The sequence below is a fragment of the Mycobacteroides saopaulense genome, assembly GCF_001456355.1.
Lineage (GTDB): Bacteria > Actinomycetota > Actinomycetes > Mycobacteriales > Mycobacteriaceae > Mycobacterium > Mycobacterium saopaulense.
Genome location: NZ_CP010271.1, coordinates 2,087,045 through 2,111,636 on the forward strand (window position 1 = coordinate 2,087,045; position 24,592 = coordinate 2,111,636).

At 62.7% G+C, this 24,592-nt stretch carries 31 protein-coding genes and 1 pseudogene; 22 read left to right on the forward strand and 10 right to left on the reverse strand.

Going from position 1 to position 24,592, the window contains the following annotated elements; translation table 11 throughout:
• The first annotated feature begins 18 nt into the window (after positions 1–18).
• Entirely contained in the window at positions 19–558 is a 540-nt protein-coding gene (locus MYCSP_RS10355) for an isochorismatase family cysteine hydrolase (RefSeq protein WP_083016881.1), read from the forward strand.
• A gap of 116 nt (positions 559–674) precedes the next feature.
• Positions 675–1,130, forward strand: coding sequence for a DUF1942 domain-containing protein (locus MYCSP_RS10360; RefSeq protein WP_083016725.1), 456 nt, complete (start codon positions 675–677; stop codon positions 1,128–1,130).
• On the opposite strand, the gene MYCSP_RS10365 is transcribed toward MYCSP_RS10360, so the two are convergent.
• The 3 genes from MYCSP_RS10365 to MYCSP_RS10375 are packed head-to-tail and all read right to left on the reverse strand — an operon-like array spanning position 1,127 to position 3,026.
• A complete protein-coding gene (locus tag MYCSP_RS10365; protein ID WP_088413736.1) occupies positions 1,127–1,558 on the reverse strand; it encodes an arsenate reductase ArsC in 432 nt (143 codons plus the stop codon). The two genes, MYCSP_RS10360 and MYCSP_RS10365, sit on opposite strands and share 4 nt — an antisense overlap.
• The gene (gene arsB, locus MYCSP_RS10370; protein ID WP_088415563.1) at positions 1,555–2,562 is read right to left on the reverse strand and encodes an ACR3 family arsenite efflux transporter; all 1,008 of its coding nucleotides are present in this window, start codon (positions 2,560–2,562) and stop codon (positions 1,555–1,557) included. The genes MYCSP_RS10365 and arsB overlap by 4 nt, the downstream gene beginning before the upstream one ends.
• A 59-nt stretch (positions 2,563–2,621) precedes the next feature.
• On the reverse strand, positions 2,622–3,026 hold the full coding sequence (locus MYCSP_RS10375) for an ArsI/CadI family heavy metal resistance metalloenzyme (protein ID WP_070912646.1): 405 nt from the start codon (positions 3,024–3,026) through the stop codon (positions 2,622–2,624).
• A gap of 101 nt (positions 3,027–3,127) precedes the next feature.
• On the opposite strand from MYCSP_RS10375, the gene MYCSP_RS10380 reads away from it, so the two are divergent.
• Positions 3,128–3,487 (forward strand): Rv2640c family ArsR-like transcriptional regulator, encoded by a 360-nt coding sequence (locus MYCSP_RS10380; protein WP_088413737.1) that lies wholly within the window; start codon positions 3,128–3,130, stop codon positions 3,485–3,487.
• Between the two features lie 34 nt (positions 3,488–3,521).
• On the opposite strand, the gene MYCSP_RS10385 is transcribed toward MYCSP_RS10380, so the two are convergent.
• Positions 3,522–3,710: a hypothetical protein gene (locus MYCSP_RS10385; RefSeq protein WP_088415564.1), complete on the reverse strand. Its 189-nt coding sequence runs from the start codon at positions 3,708–3,710 to the stop codon at positions 3,522–3,524.
• Between the two features lie 106 nt (positions 3,711–3,816).
• A pseudogene (locus MYCSP_RS23100) lies at positions 3,817–3,992 on the reverse strand (FAD-dependent oxidoreductase); the annotation flags it as partial.
• Positions 3,993–4,194: 202 nt separating this feature from the next.
• On the opposite strand from MYCSP_RS23100, the gene MYCSP_RS10390 reads away from it, so the two are divergent.
• The 6 genes from MYCSP_RS10390 to MYCSP_RS10415 all read left to right on the forward strand — a co-directional run bounded on the left by MYCSP_RS10390 (position 4,195) and on the right by MYCSP_RS10415 (position 9,523).
• Complete coding sequence (locus tag MYCSP_RS10390) at positions 4,195–4,785, forward strand: FKBP-type peptidyl-prolyl cis-trans isomerase (RefSeq protein WP_083016874.1); 591 nt, start codon at positions 4,195–4,197, stop codon at positions 4,783–4,785.
• Positions 4,786–4,981: 196 nt separating this feature from the next.
• Positions 4,982–5,893, forward strand: coding sequence for a LysR family transcriptional regulator (locus MYCSP_RS10395; RefSeq protein WP_088413738.1), 912 nt, complete (start codon positions 4,982–4,984; stop codon positions 5,891–5,893).
• Positions 5,894–6,255: 362 nt separating this feature from the next.
• On the forward strand, positions 6,256–7,308 hold the full coding sequence (locus MYCSP_RS10400) for an acyltransferase family protein (protein ID WP_083016696.1): 1,053 nt from the start codon (positions 6,256–6,258) through the stop codon (positions 7,306–7,308).
• A gap of 121 nt (positions 7,309–7,429) precedes the next feature.
• Positions 7,430–8,419: a phospholipase D-like domain-containing protein gene (locus tag MYCSP_RS10405; RefSeq protein WP_083016692.1), complete on the forward strand. Its 990-nt coding sequence runs from the start codon at positions 7,430–7,432 to the stop codon at positions 8,417–8,419.
• Complete coding sequence (locus tag MYCSP_RS10410; protein ID WP_083016688.1) at positions 8,412–8,981, forward strand: chromate transporter; 570 nt, start codon at positions 8,412–8,414, stop codon at positions 8,979–8,981. The genes MYCSP_RS10405 and MYCSP_RS10410 overlap by 8 nt, the downstream gene beginning before the upstream one ends.
• Positions 8,978–9,523 (forward strand): chromate transporter, encoded by a 546-nt coding sequence (locus MYCSP_RS10415; RefSeq protein ID WP_083016668.1) that lies wholly within the window; start codon positions 8,978–8,980, stop codon positions 9,521–9,523. The genes MYCSP_RS10410 and MYCSP_RS10415 overlap by 4 nt, the downstream gene beginning before the upstream one ends.
• A gap of 7 nt (positions 9,524–9,530) precedes the next feature.
• Here the strand turns inward: MYCSP_RS10415 and MYCSP_RS10420 are convergent, their stop codons facing one another.
• On the reverse strand, positions 9,531–9,746 hold the full coding sequence (locus tag MYCSP_RS10420) for a hypothetical protein (RefSeq protein WP_083016664.1): 216 nt from the start codon (positions 9,744–9,746) through the stop codon (positions 9,531–9,533).
• A gap of 138 nt (positions 9,747–9,884) precedes the next feature.
• Here MYCSP_RS10420 and MYCSP_RS10425 point away from each other — a divergent pair, with 138 nt between their 5' ends.
• Genes MYCSP_RS10425 through MYCSP_RS10440 form a run of 4 tightly spaced genes read left to right on the forward strand, consistent with a single transcriptional unit; the run spans position 9,885 to position 12,976 of the window.
• The gene (locus tag MYCSP_RS10425; protein WP_083016872.1) at positions 9,885–10,490 is read left to right on the forward strand and encodes a class I SAM-dependent methyltransferase; all 606 of its coding nucleotides are present in this window, start codon (positions 9,885–9,887) and stop codon (positions 10,488–10,490) included.
• 10 nt (positions 10,491–10,500) lie between these two features.
• Positions 10,501–11,406 carry a DUF1295 domain-containing protein gene (locus MYCSP_RS10430; RefSeq protein WP_209435433.1) on the forward strand — a complete coding sequence of 302 codons (906 nt, stop codon included), beginning with the start codon at positions 10,501–10,503 and terminating at the stop codon, positions 11,404–11,406.
• Positions 11,403–12,563: an FAD-dependent oxidoreductase gene (locus tag MYCSP_RS10435; RefSeq protein WP_088413739.1), complete on the forward strand. Its 1,161-nt coding sequence runs from the start codon at positions 11,403–11,405 to the stop codon at positions 12,561–12,563. The genes MYCSP_RS10430 and MYCSP_RS10435 overlap by 4 nt, the downstream gene beginning before the upstream one ends.
• On the forward strand, positions 12,560–12,976 hold the full coding sequence (locus MYCSP_RS10440) for a cupin domain-containing protein (RefSeq protein WP_162266227.1): 417 nt from the start codon (positions 12,560–12,562) through the stop codon (positions 12,974–12,976). The genes MYCSP_RS10435 and MYCSP_RS10440 overlap by 4 nt, the downstream gene beginning before the upstream one ends.
• A 4-nt stretch (positions 12,977–12,980) precedes the next feature.
• On the opposite strand, the gene MYCSP_RS10445 is transcribed toward MYCSP_RS10440, so the two are convergent.
• The gene (locus tag MYCSP_RS10445) at positions 12,981–13,433 is read right to left on the reverse strand and encodes a TIGR03618 family F420-dependent PPOX class oxidoreductase (protein WP_083016657.1); all 453 of its coding nucleotides are present in this window, start codon (positions 13,431–13,433) and stop codon (positions 12,981–12,983) included.
• Positions 13,434–13,597: 164 nt separating this feature from the next.
• Between MYCSP_RS10445 and MYCSP_RS10450 the strand changes: the two genes are divergently transcribed.
• The 4 genes from MYCSP_RS10450 to MYCSP_RS10465 are packed head-to-tail and all read left to right on the forward strand — an operon-like array spanning position 13,598 to position 18,095.
• Positions 13,598–14,278, forward strand: a complete 681-nt coding sequence (locus MYCSP_RS10450) for a TetR/AcrR family transcriptional regulator (protein WP_088413740.1) — start codon at positions 13,598–13,600, stop codon at positions 14,276–14,278.
• Positions 14,279–14,292: 14 nt separating this feature from the next.
• Positions 14,293–15,270 (forward strand): SDR family NAD(P)-dependent oxidoreductase, encoded by a 978-nt coding sequence (locus tag MYCSP_RS10455; RefSeq protein ID WP_083016654.1) that lies wholly within the window; start codon positions 14,293–14,295, stop codon positions 15,268–15,270.
• Entirely contained in the window at positions 15,260–16,909 is a 1,650-nt protein-coding gene (locus MYCSP_RS10460; protein ID WP_088413741.1) for an AMP-binding protein, read from the forward strand. Before MYCSP_RS10455 ends, MYCSP_RS10460 begins: the two co-directional genes overlap by 11 nt.
• Before the next feature lie 25 nt (positions 16,910–16,934).
• Positions 16,935–18,095: a lipase family protein gene (locus tag MYCSP_RS10465; RefSeq protein WP_088415567.1), complete on the forward strand. Its 1,161-nt coding sequence runs from the start codon at positions 16,935–16,937 to the stop codon at positions 18,093–18,095.
• Positions 18,096–18,137: 42 nt separating this feature from the next.
• Here MYCSP_RS10465 and MYCSP_RS10470 read toward each other — a convergent pair whose 3' ends face one another.
• The gene (locus MYCSP_RS10470; protein WP_083016639.1) at positions 18,138–19,496 is read right to left on the reverse strand and encodes an amino acid permease; all 1,359 of its coding nucleotides are present in this window, start codon (positions 19,494–19,496) and stop codon (positions 18,138–18,140) included.
• Between the two features lie 173 nt (positions 19,497–19,669).
• Here MYCSP_RS10470 and MYCSP_RS10475 point away from each other — a divergent pair, with 173 nt between their 5' ends.
• Complete coding sequence (locus MYCSP_RS10475; protein WP_083016635.1) at positions 19,670–20,365, forward strand: GAF and ANTAR domain-containing protein; 696 nt, start codon at positions 19,670–19,672, stop codon at positions 20,363–20,365.
• Between the two features lie 12 nt (positions 20,366–20,377).
• Here MYCSP_RS10475 and MYCSP_RS10480 read toward each other — a convergent pair whose 3' ends face one another.
• Together MYCSP_RS10480 and MYCSP_RS10485 are read right to left on the reverse strand one after the other, a co-directional pair.
• Entirely contained in the window at positions 20,378–20,695 is a 318-nt protein-coding gene (locus MYCSP_RS10480) for a hemophore-related protein (RefSeq protein WP_088413742.1), read from the reverse strand.
• 24 nt (positions 20,696–20,719) lie between these two features.
• On the reverse strand, positions 20,720–21,052 hold the full coding sequence (locus tag MYCSP_RS10485) for a hypothetical protein (RefSeq protein ID WP_083016629.1): 333 nt from the start codon (positions 21,050–21,052) through the stop codon (positions 20,720–20,722).
• 51 nt (positions 21,053–21,103) lie between these two features.
• On the opposite strand from MYCSP_RS10485, the gene MYCSP_RS10490 reads away from it, so the two are divergent.
• From MYCSP_RS10490 to MYCSP_RS10505, 4 genes are all read left to right on the forward strand, one after another.
• Positions 21,104–21,637, forward strand: coding sequence for a DUF6328 family protein (locus MYCSP_RS10490; RefSeq protein ID WP_083016626.1), 534 nt, complete (start codon positions 21,104–21,106; stop codon positions 21,635–21,637).
• A gap of 95 nt (positions 21,638–21,732) precedes the next feature.
• Positions 21,733–23,841, forward strand: coding sequence for a catalase (locus MYCSP_RS10495; RefSeq protein ID WP_088415568.1), 2,109 nt, complete (start codon positions 21,733–21,735; stop codon positions 23,839–23,841).
• Between the two features lie 33 nt (positions 23,842–23,874).
• Positions 23,875–24,144 (forward strand): hypothetical protein, encoded by a 270-nt coding sequence (locus MYCSP_RS10500; protein ID WP_070912628.1) that lies wholly within the window; start codon positions 23,875–23,877, stop codon positions 24,142–24,144.
• Between the two features lie 12 nt (positions 24,145–24,156).
• A complete protein-coding gene (locus tag MYCSP_RS10505; protein WP_070912627.1) occupies positions 24,157–24,573 on the forward strand; it encodes a ChaB family protein in 417 nt (138 codons plus the stop codon).
• Positions 24,574–24,592: the final 19 nt, after the last annotated feature.

Here is a 24,592-nt window from a genome sequence, read left to right on the forward strand (position 1 = left end):
AGCGGGTACCCCGGGGACATGAGTGAAACCGCCCTGCTGGCTGTCGACATGTTCAATACGTACCGGCATCCCGATGCCGACAGGTTGGCAGATAACGTGGCTGAAATTGTTAAGCCCTTGTCAGGCCTGATTTCCCGAGCGAAAAACTGCGACGACGTGGATCTGATCTACGTCAACGACAACCACGGTGATTTCGCCGCAGGCCCAGGTGCCATCGTGCAGGCTGCCCTCGAGGGCGCCCGCCCGGACCTGGTGCGGCCACTGGTGCCCAAGGGCGGGTTCAGGTTTATCACCAAGGTCAGGCACAGCATTTTCTACGCCTCCCCGTTGGAGTACCTCTTGGGGCGGCTGGGAGCGCGGCAGCTCATCTTGTGCGGACAGGTCACCGAACAGTGTGTTCTCTACAGCGCTCTGGATGCGTATGTGCGCCATTTTGACGTGGTCATACCTACCGATGCGGTAGCTCCCATCGACCTGGAACTGGGTCAATCTGCTCTGGAAATGATGCGCCGCAACATGCGTGCAACCCTGCGCAGCAGTACGCAATGTCTCCCCTGACAGTCCCGGCGGAAAGTGCGCGGGAATGGTTTGAACTCCTTGAGTTTGGATACCACCCCTTGCGTAACTAAACGCAATCACTCCTGACGACAGGAGTATGGCGGAGGGAGCTTGACGTGGCATTCTCAGATATTGCACGGACGTTGGCGGTGGCCGTTTCCGGAATCGCGACGGCCGGAATCGTGGCGGCGACGCCGGCCGCCGCAGACCCGGACACGCTGGATTTCGGCGAAAAGACCGAAATTCCCAGTGCAGGTGGCGCCATCGATTACACCGTGAGCAACCTGCGACCCAGCGGTCACAACGACGGCGTGTGGTACTCGGACGTAACGGCTCGAGCCGTTAGTGGTTCACCAACTCCCAACATCGCCGATTTCAACGCGCGGGCTGTCAACAGCTCCACCTACGCGGTCATGAAGGGGAACGAGCCGGATGGCCTTCCCAATCAACCACTTACGTCGGGCGCTCAAACCACTGGGCGAATCTACTTCGACGTACGAGGAGGCACGGCGCCCGACAGCGTTGTTTACCGCGATGCCGGGGGTACGGAGAAGGCTGTCTGGAGGGATTAACCTTTATCGCCAAAGAGTTCGGTTAGGAGGTTCCGGACACGCCGCTCGATGTCGTCACGGATCGGCCGTGTCGCTTCGACGGAAAGCCCGGCAGGGTCGAGCAGCGCCCAATTCTCATAACGCTTCCCGGGAAAGAAGGGGCAGGTATCTCCGCACCCCATGGTGACCACGACATCCGCGGCACGCACGATCTCATCGGTCCAGGGTTTGGGGTACTCGCCGGTGATGTCGATACCGACCTCGCGCATGACTTCGATGGCGGCCGGATTGATCTGATCGGCCGGTTCCGATCCCCCCGATAGGCCGATGGCACGTTCGCCGGCCAGATGGCTGAAGAATCCGAGCGCCATCTGTGATCGCCCGGCGTTGTGGGTGCAGAGGAACAGCACCGTTGGCCGGCGGCTGGGGGCGGATTGATTGTCGGTCATCGGGACGTGCCCCGGTTTCGCAGCGCTAGTGAGACATACACCAATGCGACGAGCGCAGGCACTTCGATCAAAGGGCCGACAACTCCGGCGAGCGCTTGACCGGAGGCGGCGCCGTAGGTGGCGATGGCGACCGCGATGGCCAGCTCGAAGTTGTTTCCGGCGGCGGTGAATGCCAGCGTGGCGGTGCGCGGGTACCCCAGACGGAGGATCGTGCCGAGCGCATATCCCCCACCCCACATGAGAGCGAAGTAGGCCAGCAGGGGCAGCGCGATACGGGCCACATCCCAAGGCCGAGACGTGATTTGGCTGCCCTGTAGAGCGAATAGGATGACGATGGTGAACAACAGTCCGCGCAGCGCCCAAGGTTCGACGAGAGGTAAAAACCGGTTCTCATACCACTGGCGGCCCTTGACACGCTCCCCCAGGTGTCGAGACAGGTATCCCGCGACCAGGGGAATGCCGAGGAAGATGAGTACGGATTTGGCGATCTGCCACGGTGAAATGGTGATCGCGGTCTGGGGAAGATGCAGCCAGCCCGGCAGCGCCGAGAGATAGAACCAGCCCAGCGCCGCGAACATCAGCACCTGGAACACCGAGTTCAATGCCACCAGCACGGCGGCCGCTTCGCGGTCTCCACATGCCAGATCGTTCCAGATAACCACCATGGCAATGCATCTGGCCAGGCCGACGATGATCAGGCCGGTGCGATACTCGGGCAGGTCCGGCAGCAGTAGCCATGCCAAGGCGAACATCAGCGCCGGCCCCAACACCCAGTTCAGCACTAGAGAGCCGATGAGCAACTTGCGATCACCGGTGACGGCGTCGAGTCGGTCGTAGCGCACCTTGGCCAGCACCGGGTACATCATGATCAGCAAGCCGATCGCGATCGGCAGCGAAATCCCGTCGACCTGAACTCTTTCCAGTGCCGAGTCTAGGCCGGGCACCCAGCGCCCGAGGAGCAGACCGGCGGCCATGGCCAACCCGATCCAGACCGGCAAGAACATGTCGAGCGTCGACAGTTTTCCTGGCGTGGCGTCGACGGGAGCTGAGTCGACGGCCTGGTTCACAGCGCCTCGCTGTGCTGTGGCTGGGTTCCGAAGGTCTCCGAATCGGCCAGCACCGTATAGATTTCCCACTTCTCTTTGTCAGGTGCGGTGACCCACACCTTGTCCTGGGTGGCGAAACAACACGTGGTGCCGATCTCCTCTTCGGTGAACATGCCTGCCTCGGTCAGGCGAGCGATCTCGGCATGCACCTGCTCGCTGGACTCCACCTGCACCCCCAGATGGTTGATGGTGCCCCCGCTGCCCGGGTTCTCCAACAGCACTAATTTCAAGGGCGGCGAATCGATCGCAAAGTTGGCGTATCCAGGTTTGCGTTTGGCAGGTTGGGTGCCAAAGAGTTTGGAATAGAACTCGATCGATGCATCGAGGTCGTCGACGTTGAGAGCGAGTTGCACACGGGACATCGGGGCCACCTCTGGGGAATGAGACATTCATCGAACTATCCGGCCGAGACCCAGTGTGCCACTTCTTTGACATATGTCAAAGCAGCGGGGATGCTGGACTCATGCCGAAGGCACTCCCCCTCGTGGATACGTCCGCCCCCGTGTGCTGTGCACCCGTGGCCGCTGGGCCCATGAGCGATCAGCAGGCCCTTGAGGTTGCGCTGCGACTAAAGGCTCTTGCCGATCCGGTGCGAGTGAAGATCATGTCCCAACTATTCAGTGCGCCGGAGAGGGAGGTCATCGGCGGTGGCCTGGCCGAGCTGCTCGGCCTCACCGAATCCACCGTCAGCCATCACATGAACCAGCTCCGTAAGGCCGGAATGGTGGAGTCGGAACGCCGCGGCATGAACGTCTTTCACCGCCCTGTCCCCGATGCGCTCACCGCGATCTGCACCGTCCTCGATCCCAGCTGCTGCCGGTAGCTCGCCGCGTTCGAGCAGCTGGGTGCCTGCTCCCCTAGGTGAAGGTGCGGCGTCCGAGCTCGGTGAAGTCCACCTCAACTTCGTCACCGTCACGCTCCACCTCGCAGTAACCACTTCGGCGAAGTTCGGCAAGCGCATTCCACGGGGGCTCGTCGTCCGGTAGGTACCAGCCGATCGCCGTCGGCCACTCGCGATCGTGATGATGATCGACGAGTTGATCCACCACCAATGTGGCCTCAGGGCTGAGCTCAACAGGCTCGGGGCGTTCGCCGCGTTTGCGTGAGAACCACTTCATGGCAGCAGTTTACGAGTAGGTTGACCAGAGCGCGCTACACCTTCTCGGCCATCACCTCGGCGGCCCCACGCTCCCCCGAACGGATGGCGCCGTCGACCCATCCGAGCATGACGGCGGAACTTTCGGTTCCGGCCCAGTGGATACGGCCACACGGCTGGCGCAACGCGGGACCGAACTCGGTGAGCACCCGGTCGGTGCGTGGCTGAGCATTTCAGGCGCAGCGCTGCGACCAGCCCCGCGAACCCCGCGCCGATGACGCAGTAGTCGACGTCCGCCATCATCCGCCTCCTGTCGGCAGTTGATCCGGGTGCTCTTTCCTGAAAGCTACTCCCGGAGCGGTGGCGACACTGATCGATTGGGCTGGTCGCTGCTGGTAGGAGGACACCAGGACATTGCTGTTAGCGTGACCATCGTGAACTCTTCGCGTGTGTACCCTGCCGCCGCATCTGCGGCCTGTGCGCTTCTGTCCGTCGTCGCGCTTGCCGCCTGCGGATCCGATACGGAGGCAAAGTCGGCGCCTGCCGATCCGCCGACCGCCGCCAGCGGGTGCCCAACAGCAGCGCCGCAGGCTGGTGGAACGCCGGAGTGGACGCTGGCCGGGACCACCGGCAACGTTGCGGTGACCGGCTCCACGGACACGGCCGCGCCGTCCGTCAACGTCACCGCTCCGTTCAGCGTGACCGAGACCCAGGTGCACACGTTGCAGGCTGGAACCGGACAGATTGTCGGAGACTTGGCCACGGTCTCGGTCTGCTACATGGGTGTCAATGGACGCGACGGTTCGGTGTTCGACAGCAGCTACACCCGGGGCGCGCCGGCTCAGTTCCCGCTTGGTGGTGTCGTGCCGGGCTTCAAGAAGGCAATCGCAGGGCAGAAGGTCGGGTCCACTGTCGCGGTTGCGATGACCTCCGCCGACGGCTATCCGGCCGGTCAGCCCAGCGCGGGTATCCGTGCGGGCGACTCACTCGTGTTCGCGATCAAGATCCTCGACGCCGCGAACTGACCGGTCACGCTGCGGCGCCGGCCTGTGTACTGCGCTTGGGCGCCGTGCGACAGTACGTGAGATAGGAAACGGTGCGCCGTTGTCAGCGTGATGACGTGGTTCTCTCTCCGGTACGTATCATCATCGTGAGAAGTGCCGAAGGGGTTAGCCGTCCCACGGGCGACGATCAAGATCGCCCTGACGATATGCTCAAACCGTGAGCGTACGCAGCCTGAATCTGGATGATTTGCGCTGCTTCGTGGCGGTTGCGAATCGATTGAGTTTTGCCCAGGCGGCACGAGAGCTGCATCTGACGCCACCTGTCCTCACCAGGCGGATAAGTAACGCGGAGCGAATCCTCAATGCGAACCTGTTTGTTCGCGATACGCGTACGGTCACGCTCACCGGTGAAGGCGCCAGGCTGCTGCCGCTTGCACGGGAGATCATCGAGAAGTTCGACAAGATGCCCGACGAGATTGCCAAGGGGCCGCTCCCGGTAAGGAAAATAACCTGCGGAGTGCCCCCGTGGTTTCCTCCGACGCTGCAGAACAAGCTGACGGTACTGGGGAAAGACAATGCGGAGAAGTTCACGCTGACGCAGGCGCCACTGGTCGGCTCTGAGATCATCGACGGCATCCTGCACGAAAGGCTGGACTTCGGGTTCGTCAGGCCAAGCTCGCAGGCCACCGTGCTCTCCTATACCACCGTGTGGAAGCAGCGGATCGGGGCGGTGCTTTCTCGGGCGCTGTATCAGTCCCGCGAATCTATCTGTGTAGCAGAACTTCTCGCGCTCGATTACATCGGTGACCGGCGCGACAGCGATACCGAGTATCGGCGCGATGTGGAAGCGGAGCTGGAGAAACACGGTCAGCTGACGCGCGCGGAATTCACCCCCGGTGATGCGGGACTGGCCAAGCAAGGCATCGCATCGGGTCAAGCCTTCAACCTGGCGCCAGTGCCTTCGCCGGGCGAACCGAGCGCCCTGGAATATGACGAGCTGGTGCTCGTACCGGTGTCGGATCTGCACTTCAGACTTCTGACATGCCTGGCCTACCGAGACGACACCGCCGGGCGTGATCGTGAGCTGCAGGGCGTTCTCGAGACCTTGCTTCTGTTGTTCCGCGAATAGCCGGCCATCTCGACATGCCCCGACAGCAAAACGATTAGTCGGGCACGCATTCACCCCGAGAAATTTGCTCCGATTGGCGGGCCGCAGGAAAGTCCACTCACGTCCATGTAACCCTGAGCTAGTCGTACGCGTTGTTACCCAATATCTGCTTCCTGCATGGCATTCGAATTGGCAAAGCAGGTTGTTTAGCCAACTCAATTCATCTATCCGGCGACGGCAGATCTGAGGAAATTGGCAAACAGCTTGATCAGGAGCTTGCCGGAAGGCCTCGGGTGCAGATAGGACCGGCACTGATGGGCATTGTGCAGTATGTTCATTTTGCAAAAGTAAAGGCATGTTTGTCGGGCGCCCAAGGGGGTTTTATGAAGCTTGGGCAGGTATTCGATCGGCGCCATAACGCGCTCACCACATGGCGTCTCATTCTCGCGGTCGGTGTGGTCTTCTGGCATTCGTGGCCGCTCACCGGTCGCGAAATCGACTACGCGCCGGTGACGCGGTTGCTGGGCGACATTTTCGCCGACGGCTTCTTCGTCATTTCCGGATTTCTCATCACCGCGGCCTGGATGCGCCGTCCGAACCTGAAGGACTACTGGACCTCCCGCATCCTGCGGATCTTTCCGGGCCTGTGGGTATGTCTGATGGTGATCGCCTTCGTCATCGCACCGATTGCGGCAAGAGTTCAACACACGTCGATCACGTTCTCCTCTGAGCTGGGATACGTGGTGAACAACGCCCTGCTCAACGTGACTTACTTCGATATCGACGGCACTCCCCTCAACGTTCCCTATTCGGGAGTGTGGGACGGATCGATCTGGACGCTGTTCTTTGTCCTGCTCTGTGACGTGATGGTCTCAGTGGTCGGCTTTGTCGGGCTATTGAAACGGCGTTGGACCATTCCGACTCTTCTCGTCGTCGCGCTGATCTGTTCCGCATACTTCTCGTACACGCCGGGGGCGTACACCTGGCCGCAGATGCTGTCACGGTTCTTCGTCGTGTTCCTTGCGGGTGCGTTGTTCTATCAGTACCAAGACCAGATCCCGGCCCGCTGGTGGTTGGTCGCACTGAGCATCGCGATCGTGCTGGGGTCCGGATTCACGCAGAACTATCGAGTGATCGGTGCCCTGCCGCTGGCCTACGCCTTGATCGTTTCCGGCGCGCTCATTCGTAAGACGCGACTGCGCAACGACTTTTCGTACGGCGTGTACATATACGCATTCCCGATTCAGCAGCTACTGGCCAGTTTCGGGTTGGTGCGGCTGAATCTGATCCTGTTCTTTGTGTTGGCAACGGCAGTCACCCTTCCGGTAGCCGCACTGAGTTGGTTCGTGGTGGAGAAGCGAGCTATAGCACTGAAGACGCGGATTCTTCGCAGGCCCGCCGCGCAGCCCGCGCCGCGCCGCGCCGCGGTGCCCTAGTACCAGTTGCGTTGGCGTTCAGTCTCGTTGCTGAGCCAGTACTCCCGAGCGTGGGGGGCCATTCAAGTGTTCATTTTCAATGGAAGAACTCTGCACGATCTTGGTGCTAGCTTTTGCTGTTGTGCTCCCCTTCACGCCCCGCCTGATCGTCGAGCCGGATGACGGACTGGCTCCGGTCCTGCAGTTCATCGAGAGTGCAGAGACATCGCTTCTCATCAAGCAATTCACCTTCACCGAGGAACGCTTGATCGAGGCGGTGATCGCGCGCCGCAAAGCGGGTGCGGACGTCCGGGTGATGCTCAACCCACAACGGTCTGGCGGTGACCGCGCCAACGACGACACGTTCGAGAAGCTCACCGACGCCGGGGTGAACGTGGCCTGGTCCAGTCCGAAATTTTATGTGACACACGAAAAGTCGATCGTCGCCGATGGGCGGGCGGCGCTGGTCGCGACCTTCAACCTCTGCGAGAAGTACTTCACGCAGACCCGCGACTACGGAGTGGTCACGGTTGTGCCCAGCCATGTGGAGCAGATCATCGAGGTCTTCGAGGCGGACTGGGAACATCGGGATTGGGCGCCGCGCGTCTTCGAAGGTCTGCTGTGGAGCAATGCGAATTCGAGATACCACATGGCCGAGTTCATCGATGCGGCCCGCTCGCGGCTCGACATACAACACCCGAAGTATGTCGACGCGGTCATCCTGGACCGTGTCGCCGCCGCGGTCGACCGGGGCGTCAAGGTGCGGGTGCTGTGCGGCGGCAAGCACGGCATCAGCGAATGGGACATCCTCGATACCTTCGCATCGCTTCGGACTTTGCGTCGCATCGGCGTGAAGGTGCACAAGCAGAAGAATCTGCGAGTCCACGCCAAGCTGCTCATCGCCGACGACACCCGGGCGTTGGTGGGATCGATGAACATCGACCGCAGCGCCTTCGATTTGCGTCGCGAACTCGGGATCACGATCACCGACCCGCTCGTGATCGCCCGGCTGAAGGACGTCTTCGATACCGACTGGGAGCTGTCCCACCACTACGAGCCACCCGATCCGCTCGACTCGTCTCGGCATCATGAGGACGACTTCCCGCACGACCCGGAATTGATGCATGAGTAGCGAGACCGCCGATCCGCCTGTTCCGCGGGTGTCTCTCTTGCGGTTGGCATGGACGTTCAACCACATCGCACTGGCCTCATTCGGTGGCGGTCTGTCGGCGTGGTCGCGAGAGATACTCGTCGTCGAACGAAAGTGGCTGGGCGAAGAGGAGTTCCTGTCCGCGATGACGATGTGCCGAATCCTGCCGGGTGCCAATCAGATCAATATGGCTGTCTTCGTCGGCACCAAGATGCGCGGTGTCCTGGGCGCCGTCGCCGCGGTGGTGGGTCTGTGTCTGGTCCCGTTGGTTCTGGTACTGACGGTGTCCTACTTCTACTTTCGCTTCAAGGAGGTACCGGCGGTCAAAGGGGTGCTACACGGCGCCTCTGCCGCCGCGGTGGCGCTCACCCTGGCAATGGTGATCAAGACCGGACAGAAATGCCTGACCGGTCTGATACCGATCCTGTTGTTCACGGCTAGTTTTGCGCTCAACGGACTGGTGCGCTGGCCCCTGCTGGGGACCCTGGCGCTTCTTGCGCCGTTGGCGATCTTCTGGGCATGGCCCAGAAAGGTTCCCGCATGAGCACCTACCTGCAGCTGGTGCTGCTGTTCGGATCGCTCTCGCTGATGTCCATCGGCGGCGGCAACGCAGTGCTACCCGAGATGCATCTGCGTGCCGTCAGCGGCGAGCATTGGTTGTCCAATTCGCAATTCGCCGACATCTTTTCGATCTCGCAGACCACGCCGGGGCCGAGCATTCTGATCGTCGCGATGGTGGGATACGCCGCAGGCGTTCCGGTCGGCGGAGTTGTCGGAGGCATTATCGGCGGTGTCATCGCCACGGTCGCCATGGTGTTGCCGGCCGCGTCGGTGGTGTACGCCGTCACCCGATTCTGGCAGCGCGCGCAGAACTCGAAATGGCGCATAGCGATCGAGAAGGGACTGGCGCCGTTGACGGTGGGCTTGATCCTGGCGACCTCTCTAGTGATGAGCAGGGCCGCTGATCACGACTGGCATGCCTACACGCTGACCGGTATCTGCACACTGATCTTCATTTTCACCAAGATGAATCCGTTGATCGTGGTCGCTGCGGCGGGTGTGCTCGGCTATGTGGGTTTCGTCTAGAGCCGGATCAGCGCCAGCCAATTCCGGGTGCGCCGAACCCGATCCCAAAGTCGTCATCGCCGGGCCACATCCAGGGTGAGGTGACATCGTCATCAGTGCCTTGCGTGCAGGCGGCGTCGGGGCCCAAGCCCCCGGAGAACTGGCACGACGGCTCGGCTCGAGCCGGGGCGGCGAGCGCCACCGCTGCCGCCAATACGGCTGTGACACATACGCTATGAAGCATTCTCCTCCCCCATTTGATGGCAATGACCTGCGGGGTTACCTTGAGATTAGCACTGGATTCGGAGAATCTCCGGCCGTTGGTCGAAGCGTTTGTAAGGTCTGATCCGTGGCACATCAACTGCTTGCGACAATGACTGGCATGGTCGAGCAGAGCCTCTGGATGCAAAAGGTCGCGGCAGATCCGAATCATTCACAGTGGTACCTCGAGCGCTTTCGCTCGATGGCGCGTGAGGGGGCAGATTTGGCAGGTGAGGCCCGGCTTGTGGACGCCCTGGTGCCTCGCGGTGCCCGGATTCTCGACGCAGGCTGCGGCTCCGGTCGGGTGGGCGGATTCTTGGCGGCGGCCGGGCATCGAGTGGTGGGTGTCGACGTCGACCCGACGCTCATCGAGGCGGCTGGACAGGACTACCCCGGACCACAATGGCTCGTCGGCGATCTGGCAGAACTCGACCTGCCCTCGCGCGGGATCACCGAGCCTTTCGACGTTATCGTCTCGGCGGGCAACGTGATGGCCTTCTTGGCGCCCAGCACCCGCGTGCGGGTGTTGGGCAGGCTGCGCACACATCTCGCGGGCGACGGTCGCGCGGTCATCGGATTCGGTGCCGGGCGCGACTATGCATTCAGCCAATTCTTCGACGATGTCGCCGAGGCTGGGCTTGCCCCAGATTTACTCCTGTCAACCTGGGATCTGCGGCCGTTCACCGACGGCTCGGACTTTCTGGTCGCGCTGCTGCGAGAAGCCTGAAACACCCGTCATGAATGCCGAAAGGAAAGGCGCGACCGTCGTGCGGGGCAAGTCGCAATCACTGGTATTGATCGGCGCCGCCTACGTGATCGCCGTGGGCGTGGGTGTCCTGTGGTTGTTCTGGGGGCCGAGTACCGGGCGGATGTGGCTGAACTCCTTGATCGCCGACGTGCTGGCCACCGTGGTGATCTTCGTATTCAGCAGGCTGTACCGCAATTCGAGTTTTTATGACGCGTATTGGAGCGTGATACCGCCACTGCTGTTGATCTACTGGTGGAGCCAGTCTGGAGTGCACGCGGTGCGTTGTTGGCTGGTCGCGATGGTGGTCGTGGTGTGGGCGGTGCGGCTCACGGCCAATTGGGTTTACGCGTTTCCCGGTCTGCACCATGAGGATTGGCGCTATCCGATGCTGCGTGCCAGTGCGGGTCGATGGGGATTCCTGGTGGACCTGGTGGCCATTCATCTCATTCCCACGTTGCTGGTTTTCGCGGGGATGGTGCCGGCGTACGTCACCGTGACGCGTCCAGGGGGCGACGTGGGGTGGCTGACCGCGATCGCGTGTGCCGTCGGACTCGCGGCGGTTGCGCTGGAGCTGGTCGCCGACACCCAGATGCACCGGTTCACCCGTGACCGTCGCCCCGGTGAGGTGATGGATCGAGGTCTGTGGTCGTGGTCGCGACATCCGAACTACTTCGGAGAGTTCAGTTTTTGGGTTTCCCTGGCGCTCTTCGGCATTGCGGTCTCCCCCGCCGACGCGTGGTGGCTGAGTCTGGGCGCGGTAGGCATGTTGGGCATGTTCCTCGGTTCCAGCATTCCGATGATGGAACAGCGCAGCCTGCAGCGCCGCCCCGAGTACCAGGACGTGATCAGACGGGTGTCCCGGTTTGTGCCACGCCCGCCGCGGACATCGGCGTGAGTCGCAGGCGGATCGTCGTAGCCGGGCTCGGCGACAGTGGGTTGCTGACCGCGATCCGGCTGGCTGGGCGCCACGATGTGGTGGGCATCTCCACCAAGCCCGCGTTGGTCAGTGGTCAAGAATTGGGCGTGCGGCTCGCGCGGCCCGAGGAGTGGGCGCAGAACTACTGGATCCCCTTCGACCGGTTCCACGGGCTGGATCGTGTGCGCACCGTGCACGCCATGCTGACTAGCGTGGACCTCGGCGCCCGAACGGTTTTCGCTGCTACCGGAGACGGCTCGCAGCTGGCGGAACCGTATGACACCTTGATTGTCTCGACTGGTGTCAGCAATGGTTTTTGGAGGCAGCCCGTCATGCAGTCAAATGCCGATGTGGCCGCGGATCTGCGGGCGGCTCACCAGACTTTCGCCCGCGCGCGCACCGCCATCGTCATCGGAGGTGGAGCCGCGGCGGTAAGCAGTGCCGCCAATCTGGCCATGACATGGCCGGATCTGCGTGTCGGTCTCTACTTTCCCGGTGAGCGCGCACTGACGCAGCACCCACCCAGAGTCTGGGACCGAATCCGTCGGCGACTGAGTGAACTACGCGTCGTATTCCATCCCGGACACCGGGCCGTCATCCCTGACGGATTCACGTGCGATCGGATCACGGCCGAGCCGGTCCGGTGGAGTTCGGGGCAGTCGCCAGCCTCCGCCGATGCGGTGGTGTGGGCCATCGGCCGGGTGCGGCCGAACACGGATTGGCTGCCCGCCGAGATACTCGACGAACACGGTTTTGTGCGGGTGACACCGCACCTGCAGGTTCTGAATCACCCGAATGTGTTCGCCGTCGGCGATGTCGCGGCCACCGATCCGCTGCGCAGCTCCGCGCGGAACCGTGCCGATCGTCTTGTCGCCCATAACGTTCACGCCGGGATGAGCGGCCGGGCATTACGCACCTACCGACCGCCGAGACATCGATGGGGCTCGGTGCTCGGTGTACAGCCTGACGGGCTGGAAGTCTTCGGGCCCTCCGGACACGCATTCCGATTCCCCGCGTGGTCGATTGAGCGTGTGCTGCAGCCGTGGATCGTCAGGCGCGGCATCTACCGGGGCGTCCGCCACAATCGGCCGTTCACGTCCGCAGAACCAAACCTTCCGGAAGGACCAATCGCATGAACATGGGTAGCAAGATCGCGATAGCCGCATGCGCCGGCGTCGCGACACTGACCGCCGCGTGTGGGTCGTCATCTGATACTCAATCCGGACGTGATCCGGTGAGCCGCACCGACTTGCAGCGTCACGACCTGAGCGTCCCGGGCCGAGAGAGCCTGCAGACCCGTGTCGACTTTCAGCCGGGAGCCCAGGCCGCGCGCCACAAGCACCCCGGCGAGGAGATCATCTACGTACTCAAGGGCACGCTGGTCTACGACATCGACGGTCAAGGGTCCAAGACCGTTACGGCCGGAGACGTACTGTTTGTTCCCGCCGAAACCTTCCACTCGGTCCGCAACGTGGGCGACGACGAGGGGTCCGAACTCGCCACCTACGTGGTCGACAAGGACAAGCCGCTTGTGGTGCTGAACAAGTAAGGAACTATCCGGTCGCCGGGTTGGAGTAGACGCGCCGCGGGGAAATCAAGACGGCGGTTCGGCGCTGCTCGGCCATCACTCGGTCGTAGGTTTCCCAGTCGTCATGCGTGCCGCCAGCGGCTTCAAAGATGTTGCGTAGCAGGAGTCGAAGCTCTTCGTCATCGACTCCGGGATACGGGTCGTCAGGGCCGGCGAGCTCGGCGGTTCCCTCAACGGTCACCCACCGCCACCCGGCGCGGACCACGATGGTGGCTCGCGGGTCGGCCCGCAGGTGGTCTAACTTGCGGCTGCCCCCTACCGCCACCAATGCCACGACGGATTCGCCGGTTCGCGGATGCGGCATGACGCCGGCGTTGATGACCGAGGACTGGACGCTGCTGTCGTCTCGAACGGTGCTCAACACGCACAGGCCGTGGTCGAGGCCGACGAGTTCGGCGAATGCGGATATGTCCGTCACAACGGAATCCTTTCGGTGGCCTGCCGCAGGCGACGTCACCAACTGTAGGCGCTGCCCGCCGGATTGAGGGCCGCGCGAAATTATTTGAATCTGATTCAGAAACCTCTTGACCCTCGCCTACGGCCGCACTACTTTCTGAATCAGATTCAAATACTGGAGGTGCTGTGGTCGGCAACAAAAGAGGCGTGGCATCACGCGCCGCGCTGCTGGAGGCCGGCCGAGTCGCCTTCAGCGCACACCGGTACGACGAGGTGTCGATCGTCGATGTGGCCCGCTCCCTGGGGGTGGCCGCGGGGTCGATCAGCTACCACTTCGGTGGTAAGCGTGGTTTCTACCTGGCGGTCGTGGAGCAGGCTGCCGACGAATTCTGGAGCGATCTCGTCCAGATGCGCGGCCCCGCGCTGCAGCGATTGTCCGACGGCATCGGCAAGTTCCTGGACCGTGCGCACCAAGAGCCGCGTGCCTTCGAGGCGCTGCTCGCCGATGTCGCCGATGCCGAGGTGCGCTGCGTGCGCGAGCAGCATCGGCAGCGTCTTGCGCATGCGTTGGCCGTCGAGATCACCGGCACGGAATCGACCCCGGTGCTGCGCGCCGCGATCAGTGGATGCCTGTCCTTCATCGAGGGAATCGTGCTGCATTGGATGCATACCGATGAGATCTCGCGCGACGCGGTTCGCGATCTGATCATCGCCAATTTCATCGGCACCGTGCTCAGTGCCGTGCGATCGGACCCGGATATCGAGCTGAGTCAGCGGGTCGTCGATGCGGTGCTGCCCGACGCGCAGATGCTGTCTCTGTTCGCCGACCTGGCGTCGATCGTGCCAGCCACCAACAACAACCAGTAGCCGAAAGTATCGAGATGTCAACGCTTTTACCCTCCGGGCCCTCCTCTGTTGTTCACCATCCGATCGCTCGCGCGGCGGCCTATCTGATCGGGCCACGTGGTCTGCGGGACGTCGAGCGTCTGCGTGCCGAGGTCGCCGGGAAGGTGGTTGTCGTCACCGGCGCCTCCTACGGCCTCGGAGCCGCCACCGCGGAGCTTTTCGCACACGCCGGTGCGCGGGTGGTGCTGGCCGCCCGATCGATGGACCAGCTCCGCTCGGTAGCTACCGAAATCGCCGAAAAGGGCGGTGAGGCGGCGGTTTACCAGCTTGATCTGACATCCGAGGAGTCGGTGACGGAGTTCGCTGATGCGGTTCTGCACGACTTCGGTGGGGTCGACTACCTAATCCACAACGCCGGTAAATCTCTGCGTCGCTCGGTGCACCTGTCCTATGACCGGCCCAAGGATGTCAATGCGACGTCCGGTGCCAACTATGTGGGCCCCATGCGGCTCACCCTGGCGCTGCTACCGGGGATGCGTGCTCGCGGCAGCGGCCACATCGTGAACGTGTCGACAGTGGGTGTGATGTTCGGCGTGGTTCCCAAGTGGGGCTTCTACTTATCGTCCAAGGCGGCATTCGACATCTGGATGCGTGCCGTGGGAATGGAGGCCCGGGGCGACGGCGTCACGCTGACAACGTTCTACGCGGGACTCATGCATACTCGGATGAGTGCCCCCAGCAGGTGGATGCGCTTGCTTCCCGGCCAGACCCCGTTCGACGCCGCACGGGTCCTGGCCCGCGCGGTGGTCGAGAAGCCGAGAACGTTGACTCCTGTTTACGGGCACCCATTCGCGATATTGGCTCCGGTGCTGCGGTTTCCCATGGAGCCGATTCTCGGTTTCGTCTATCGCCGATTGGGTGACACCCAAGCGTCTCTGTCCCGGGTGGCCGCAGGTCAATCCGAGGTCGCTCGCATCGGCGTCGCCGAGAAGGTCGGTGCTCATGCCGAATGACTTCACTCGGGGCGTCAGGCAATGGGGTGCCGCCGTGCCTGCGGCGATCACTTCGGGCGCGCTCACGCCGATGGGGCCGCGCGCGGTGGCCGCACTGGCCCGTAGCCTGTGGCAGCTGGGCCCGACACCGGCCCTGCTGTTGGCGGCCAGCGCGATTCGCTTTCCCGACCGTGTCGCGTTGATCGACGACTCCGGACCGCTCACCTATCGTCAACTGCAGCTGCGCGCGCAGGCCATTGCCGCATCGGTGTATGCTTTGGCGCCGTCGGCTCCTCGGTCGGTCGGCATCGTGTGCCGCAATCACCGCGGGTTCGTCGAGGCGATGATCGCGGGCGCTCAGCTCGGGGCCGAGCTGGTCTTCATCAACACCGAATTGACTCCTCAACAGCTGCAGGCGATTCTGCGACGTCACGAACCCGATGTGCTGGTGTTCGACGAAGAGTATGCAGCTGCGGTGCGAGACGCGCAGTACGAGGGACTGCGCGTGTTGGGTTGGCGCCAGAACCCGGATGCCGAAGACCTGCCCACGCTGGATGATCTTGCCGGGCAACGACACCCCACACCGCCGCGGGTCAGTCGTGCGGTCAAGCTCACTCTGCTGACCTCGGGCACTACAGGCCTGGCCAAGGGCGTGCCGCGTGCGATCAAGCTCCGCCAGCTGGTGCTCATGTGTGTGACCGCGATGGCCACGGTGCGGCTACGCTCCCGGGACCGTGTGTTCGTGGCTCCCCCGTTCTTCCACGGCTTCGGTCTGGCCGCACTGTTAGGTCCGTTGGCTCTTGGTGGAACCGCGCTGTGCCGCAGGAGATTCGATGCCGCGCAGGCCATCGAGGACATCGCACGGGAGCGCCTCACGGTACTGATGGCGGTGCCGGTCATGCTGCAGCGGATACTGGCGTTGCCGGGGCTTGACAAGGGCATCGCTTGCGGCTTGTCCCTGCGGTTGATCGTCACCGGAGCGGCTCCGATCTCTTCCTCGACGGTCTCCGGCGTGCTGAACGCGTTCGGGCCGATCCTGGTCAACGGTTACGGCTCCACCGAGGCGGGTGTGGTGGCCATCGCAGCGCCCGAAGACCTTGTCGCTGCCCCGAACACCATCGGACGGACGGCTCTGGGAGTGTCCGTGCGCATCCTGAGTGAGGACCGGCGCGAGGTTCCGGACGGAGAGACCGGAATGATCTTTGTGCGCGGTGGCCTGGAGTACGAGGGCTACACCCCCGACAAGGCGGCCCGACCCACGGCCAAGGAGGTCGTCGACGGACACGTAAACACCGGCGATATGGGCCATTTTGACGCCGACGGCAGGCTGTACATCGACGGCAGATCGGATGACATGATCGTCTCCGGCGGCGAGAACGTGTTTCCCGGCGAGGTGGAAGACCGGCTGACCACCCATCCGGATATCGCCGATGCCGTTGTCATCGGAGTGCCCGACGATGAGTACGGGCAGGTTCTGCGCGCGTTTGTGGTGGCGGCGGCCGGCGCCTGCGCTCCGTCCGAAGACGCGCTCAAGGCCCATATCAGGGATGGGCTGGAGCGCTACAAGGTTCCCAAGCGGTTCGTCGTGCTCGACGAGATACCGCGTAACGCGAGCGGAAAGGTGTTTCGCGCACAACTACATTCACTCGGCGCCAGCTAGGCGCCGTCGATACCGGAGGACAATGATGTCTGACTCTCAACTGAGTTCTCGCCCGCGCCGAGGCGGGTTCTATGAGCCGCCCTATCTCGACGACACAGGTTCCCCGGGGGACCTGCTGCGTGCGGAACCCATGACGGCGCGTCTGTTGCCGGGCGTAGCGATGTCGGCCCGTGCCTGGCGGGTGCTGTACCGATCGACCAATGCGGCGGGCGATCCCATCGCAGTCTCTGGCGTCATTCTTGTTCCCGATGTCCCAAACCCGCTGTCGCCCAGGCCACTCCTGGGTTTCGCGCCGGGGACACAGGGGCTGGCGCGCTCGGTCGCGGCACTGTCTCGTCAGCTCGCGATCGGGGTGGAGTACGAGGCGATTTTTCTATCCGCCGCGGTGCGCCGCGGATGGGTGGTCGCCGTCACCGACTATCCGGGCCTCGGTACCCCCGGCGTGCACCCCTACGTCATCGGAAAGACCAACGGTCGAGCGGTGTTAGACATCATGCGCGCCGCCCGGAACTTGCCCCAGGCGGACCTATCGGCCGACGGGCCGGCAGGTCTCTACGGATATTCAGAGGGTGGCAACTCCGCGGGCTGGGCTGCCCAGCTGCAGCCCGCCTATGCCCCGGATGTGCCGCTACGGGCGGTCGCAGTGGGCGCTGCGCCGGTGGACTTTCCGGAGCTGGTGGCCGACCTAGAGGGTGGGCTCTTCGCATTCTTGATGCTATACGCGGGGCTGGGCTTCGATAGTGCCTATCCGGACCTGCGTTTGCGTGACTATCTCAATCGAGGTGGTCGGATGGTGGCGGCCATATTGCGTCGCACCCACATCGTCGGTGCGATCGTCCTCGGCTTGTTCCTGCCCAAGAAGCGGCTGCGATATCTTTCGGCCGATCCGTTCGTCGAGCCGGATTGGGTTGCGCAGCTGCACGACAACAGCCTTGGACACCTAGCCCCCGCTGCGCCTACGTTGGTGGGTATCGGGCGTCAGGACCAGGTGATCCCCTACCGGCAGGCCGCGCTGCTATTACAGCGCTGGCGAGCTCTGGGGGCCGACGTACGGGAGCATCCGATCCGGTTCGGTGAACACATCACGGCAGCACCGCAGTTCGCCAAGGCCGGATTCGCTTTTCTATCGGAGCATTTCAGGCAAGCCGAGATAGGTGCGACATCGCGGGAAAGACAGGCCGGATGAACCGGCTCGGTAAGACGCTTGCGGACGCGCGTTAAGCCGCCCTCACCACGCCTTCCGGCTGAGTCGGTATCCCGCGGTGAGGAGTAGCAGCCACGCCGCACCGACGATGAGTGCGACGCGGGTGTCCGTGCTGAAACCGAGCAGGATCATGACGAACACCAAAAAGCCGGTCGCGAAAACCTGCAGGTATGGCCAGCCAGGTGCCAAGAAGGAGGGCATTGGCACCTCCCCGGCGTTTGGCTGCGTTCGGAACCTGAAGTGGGACAGCAGGATCATCAACCAGACAAAGACGGTCGCGAAGGTGGCAACAGAGGCGATCATGACGAAAACGCGTTCTTCTATCGCATAGTTCAACACCACACCGACGAGCAAGGCCGCCGTCATGACGACGACAGTCATCCAGGGAACGCCGTTGCGCGACACCCGCCGCATGACCGCAGGAGCCTGTCCCCGCTGAGCCATCCCGTAGATCATTCGGCCGGCGGCGAAGATATCGCTGTTGATCGCCGACAGTGCCGCCGTCACCACGATGATGTTGAGCACCGTGGCGGCCGATGAGAGTCCCAGCCCTTCAAATATCTGGACGAAGGGGCTGCTCTGCGCATCGATCGAGCGCCAGGGATTGAGGCACATGATCACGGCAAGCGTCAGGACGTAGAACAGGACGATGCGTACCGGAACCGTGTTGATGGCCTGGGGAATGGTGCGCGCGGGATCCTTGGCCTCCCCCGCAGTGATCCCGATGATCTCGGTGCCGCCGAACGCGAACATCACGATCATGAAGCTGCCGACGAAGCCGGCCAGACCGTTGGGAAAGAAGCCCCCGTCGTTCCACAGGTTGGCCAGGCCGTGCTGTTCACCGTTGCCGGTGGACGTCCCCCACAACAGGATCGCGACACCGCCGCCGATCATGGCCACGATGGCGAGGACCTTCACCAGGCTGAGCCAGAACTCGATCTCGCCGAACACCTTGACGCTGAGCAGATTTACCGCGCCGATGAAGAAGATTATCGACAAGACCCAGATCCAGCGTGGCACATCCGGGAACCAGAACCCCATGTACACACCGAAGGCGGTGACATCGGCCAGGCAGACGACGATCATCTCCAGCGCATATGTCCAGCCGGTGAGAAATCCGGCCAGCGGACCCAGGCACCGGGTCGCGTATTCGCCGAACGATCCCGCGACCGGGCTGCGTACCGCCATCTCCCCCAAAGACCGCAACACGATGTAGATCACGGCACCGCCAAGCAGATAGGCCAGCAGCACCGATGGGCCGGCTTGTCTGATCGCCTCGGCTGACCCGTAGAACAGCCCGGTACCGATTGCCGAACCCAACGCGATGAAGCGGATGTGGCGGGCGGAGAGCCCCCGCGTGAGGGTCTCCGACGTGCTGTTCACAGGACGAACTCCTATCGCGTGGCCGCATTCGGGGTTGTGGGACAACCGGGAAGTTAGCTGAGTTTAGGTGCACGGCCGCTGCCCGCTGCCACCGGAGCTGGAGGACGTCGTCGTGAAATCCGTATTCGGCGAGAATTGCCGTGGTTCGACCGTCAACTGGCAGGATCGTTGTCATGACCGACGACCCAGCTCCCGGCGCGTTCAGCGCGAAGATGGCGGACGTCGCGCGCCGCATGCAACAAGAGCACACCAGCGTCGAGATGACACTTCGATCGATCACCGCGGCAGCCCTCGAGAACGTGCCGGGTGTCGAGCAGGCCGGTATCACGTTGGTGACCGGCCGCTACTCGATCGAGTCTCGCGCGGCGACCTCGGAGGTGCCCCGCCTACTGGATGGAATTCAAGAGGACCTGAGACAGGGCCCCTGTGTGCAATCCGCCTGGGAGCACGAGACGGTACACGCGGATGACCTCGCCGCGACCACTCCCTGGCCCGATTTCGCGGCCGCCGCTGTCAAGCTCGGAGTGCGGTCCATGCTGTCCTTCCAGTTGTTCACCTATGGTGAAAACCTTGGGGCACTGAATCTCTACTCGAGCTCCCCGCAGGCGTTCGGAGCGGATTCGTACGACGCGGGCCTGGTCTTGGCCACGCACGCGGCCATTGTGCTTGTCGCGGCACAAAGGGAACAGCAATGGGTTTCGGCCCTTGCCTCGCGCGACATCATCGGTCAAGCCAAGGGCAAGTTGATGGAGCGGTTCAACATTGATGCCGCACAGGCATTCGTACTGATCAAACAATTGTCCCAGGAATCCAACACCAAGCTTGTGGACGTCGCCCGTGCGATCGTGGCAGATCGCCCATCTGGGTAACACGCGACACGGTCAGACCGTCCGGCATTCGCGCCGTTTGTCGTCGACCGGTGCCATGATGTCTTTAAGTTCGCGGTCCTGCTGGGGGTGCGCCGCGAAATAGGCCTTGATGCTGGCGGCACCAACGGATTCGGGCTGCAGGTAAGCCTGTGTGATCACCTCATTGGCTTCCGGGTATTTGTCGAAATAGACGCTAAGGGCGTAATCGACCGCCTGGACCGTCTGCGTGATGCTCTCGGGGCTGCACTCCGTTGACGCGTCTCCTACTGGCGTGCCGAACGCGGCGGCCACTGAGATTGTCAGGGCCACAGGGAAAATCTTGGTCCACATGCCGTGATCACCTCCGCGAATCGATCAGGGAATGTTCACACATCCCACATTCGGGATGCAGCCGCTTCCGCCGCCAGGTCCGCCGCCTCCGGTGGGTCCGCCGGGGATGCTGCCGGCTCCGCCTTCGGGTCCGCCGCCTCCGGTGGGTCCGCCGGGGATGCTGCCGGCTCCGCCTTCGGGTCCGCCGCCTCCGGTCGGTCCCCCGGGCACACTGCCGCTGCCACCGGGCGGGGGCGGTGTCTGGGTGGTGGTGCCCCCGCTGGAGGCGGGTGTGCCCGGGCCGCAGGCGACCAGCGAAGCTACTACCGCCAGGGAGCCGACGAGAACACTCACTGATGTTCTGGTTTTTGTATGCATACGTTGCCTCTACCCTGGTTTGATCCGGCTCAAACCGGGGATTCTCAGAATGTGGACGTGGACCACCCCGAGGATGACCAGCGGTGGAACGAGTCGGCCCGTCACGAGACCCCCACCGAACGCCTCGACCGGAATTGGACCAGCCTCCTGCAGGAGCTGCGGGTCGTGCAGACGGGTGTGCAGCTCCTCACCGGCCTGCTGCTCACGCTTCCCTTTCAACAACGCTTCGACATGCTCGATCATTCGACGCGGATGGTGTACCTAGCCACCGTGACTTTCTCTGTGGCGTCCACCGTGTTGCTGGTGGCGCCGGTGGGCCTGCATCGAGTGCTGTTCCGCCAACATCGCCTTCCCGTCCTGGTCTCTGCTGCGCATCGACTGGCGTTCGCGGGCTTGCTGTTGCTCGGGTTGGCCATGGCAGGTGTCACCGACATCATCTTCGACGCGGTTCTGGGGCAGAGCGCAGGCGTTACATCGGGAATCATTGCACTGATCACGTTCGGTCTCTGCTGGGTGGCGTTGCCACTTGCTCTCCGTCACAGGCACCTCGTGAGTACACCTCGCGAGCCACGACTCCCCTTGTAAGGCAACAACTTAACCCTGGGCAGGCCGGCGATGTTTGTCTTGCGGTCAGTGGGGTACCCGGCGGCAGCCTTTCCGTGCCGCAAAAGGAGAACATTGTGGACAGCCCGTCGAATCCGAAACAAGAACAACTCGACACGTCCCGGGTGGACCGTGACTCTGGCTACTTGACCACCCAGCAAGGCGTTCGCGTCGACCACACCGATGACGCACTGACCGCGGGAGTACGCGGCCCGACCCTGCTCGAAGACTTCCATGCTCGCGAGAAGATTACACATTTCGACCACGAGAGAATTCCCGAGCGTGTTGTCCATGCGCGCGGTGCGGGTGCATACGGCTACTTCGAGCCCTACGACGCTTGGCTTTCGGATTTCACGGCCGCGAAGTTTCTCACCACCCCCGGGTTGCGGACACCGGTGTTTGTCCGGTTCTCCACCGTGGCTGGCTCCCGGGGTTCGGCCGACACAGTCCGGGATGTGCGCGGGTTCGCGACGAAGTTCTATACCCAGCAAGGAAATTACGACCTGGTCGGCAATAACTTCCCCGTCTTCTTTATCCAGGACGGCATCAAGTTTCCGGACTTTGTGCATGCGGTGAAGCCTGAGCCCGACAACGAGATTCCGCAGGCCGCCTCGGCTCATGACACGTTGTGGGACTTCGTCTCCCAGCAGCCGGAGACGCTTCACGCCATCATGTGGCTGATGTCCGACAGGGCACTGCCACGCAGTTACCGGATGATGCAGGGTTTTGGCGTGCACACCTTCCGTCTGGTTAACGACACCGGCGAAGGCGTATTTGTGAAGTTCCATTGGAAGCCGATGCTCGGCGTGCATTCGCTGCTCTGGGACGAGTGCCAGCAGATCGCCGGCAAGGATCCCGATTACAACAGGCGTGATTTATGGGATGCCATTGAGGCGGGCCAGTATCCGGAATGGGAACTCGGGGTGCAGCTCGTGCCGGAATCCGATGAGTTCAGGTTCCCCTTCGACCTGCTGGATGCCACCAAAATCATTCCAGAGGAGCAGGTTCCGGTGCAGCCCGTCGGCCGGATGGTTCTCGATCAGAATCCGGATAACTTCTTCGCAGAAACCGAACAGGTGGCTTTTCACACGGCTAACGTCGTTCCTGGAATCGACTTCACCAACGATCCGCTGCTGCAGTTTCGTAATTTCTCGTATCTCGACACCCAGCTGATCCGTTTGGGCGGACCCAATTTCGCGCAGTTGCCGATCAATCGGCCGGTGGCCGAAGTCCGCAACAACCAACAGGATGGCTTTGCGCAGCACGATATTCCGCAGGGCAGGTCGAGCTACTTCAAGAACACACTAGGCGGTGGGTGTCCGGCCCTCGCCCACGAGGATGTCTTCCGTCATTACACACAGCGCATCGACGGTCACAAGATTCGTCAGCGCGCAGAGAGTTTCAAGGACTTCTATAGCCAAGCGCGGATGTTCTGGAAGAGCATGTCGGCCATCGAAGCCGAACATATCGTCGCAGCATTCTCATTCGAACTCGGAAAAGTAGGTGCAGATACCGAGATTCGTCCTCGTGTGGTCGACCAGCTCAATCTGGTCGATTCCGAGCTGGCGGCTCGGGTGGCTTCACGGCTGGGTCTGCCCGCCCCCGCACAGCACTCGGTAGAAGACACTCTCCCCGCTTCCCCCGCCCTCTCGCAACTGGACACGGAAAGGGACACCATCGCTACGCGACGTGTCGCGATACTGGCCGCCGATGGCGTGGACGTGCGCGGCGTCGAGAGGCTGCGGGCAGCCCTGCACAAGCGCCACGCAATCACAGAGGTGCTCGCACCGGTGGCAGGAGGGGTCTTGAACGGCGAGTTCGGCGGCGAGCTCGCCGTTGACCGGGCCATGACCACCATGGCGTCGGTCCTCTACGACGCGGTCATAGTGCCCTCCGGAGTGGAGTCGGTCGGGCGGCTGGCGCGAAACGGCTATGCCGTCCATTTCGTTTCGGAGGCATACAAACACCTCAAGCCGGTCGCAGCCTTCGGTGCCGGCCTTGATCTCCTACGTGCAGCCGCTGTCGTCGAGACACTGGCAACCACCACAGAGGTGGTGGAGGACGGCGGCGTGGTGACGACTGGGGCGGAGGATGAGGGCTTGCCCGCTGAGTTCGTGGCGGTGTTCGCGGCGGCGCTCGGTCGGCACCGCGCGTGGGATCGCGAGACCGAGATGGTGTCGGCATAGTTTGGTGTGGGCATTGTGGGGTAGTAGGTCGCCATGTCTGCCAGAAACTCCGACTCGAACGAAGACGACGACGTGGGCCCCGGTGACACGTTGAACGCCAGTGAGTCCACTGACTCGGACGAGATACATAACGCCGACGGAGATGAGCCGGTTGAGCCACCCGGGAAGTGGTCGGGCACTGGAAAGTTCGGCCTCACGGCCAGCGAGGCATCCGAGGGTGAATCCCTTGACCGGAAACTGGCGGCAGAGCGGCCCGACATCGATCGCGAAAGGGCGGATCGACGCGGAATGCAAGATTCCTGAAAGGAGCACACCGTGCCGAAGACAACGAGAAAAGGTAACGCCAAACAGAGCGAACTGCCCGACACGCTCCGTAGGTCTAGTGACAAGGCGCAGCGCACATTCGCCAAGGTTCATGACTCGGCAGTGGAGCAGTACGGCGAGGGCCAGCGCGCGCATCGGGTAGCTTTCGCCGCGCTTAAGCACACCTTTGAAAAGGTGGGCGACCATTGGGAGGAGAAGGAAACACCCGGGCCTTCTGATGAGCGAGCGCGCAGCGGCGGTCCCAATGCGCGCGGCAAGAGTGCGGAGGGTGTAGACGCCAGTGCCACCAAGGATCACCTCCTGAACATCGCCCGGCGGCTCGATATCCGAGGCCGGTCCAGCATGAATAAGAAGGAGTTGGTCTCGGCGATTGAAAAGGCCAATCGACGCGAAAGCCGCAAGGGCTGACAAGCCATCTGGCGACAGT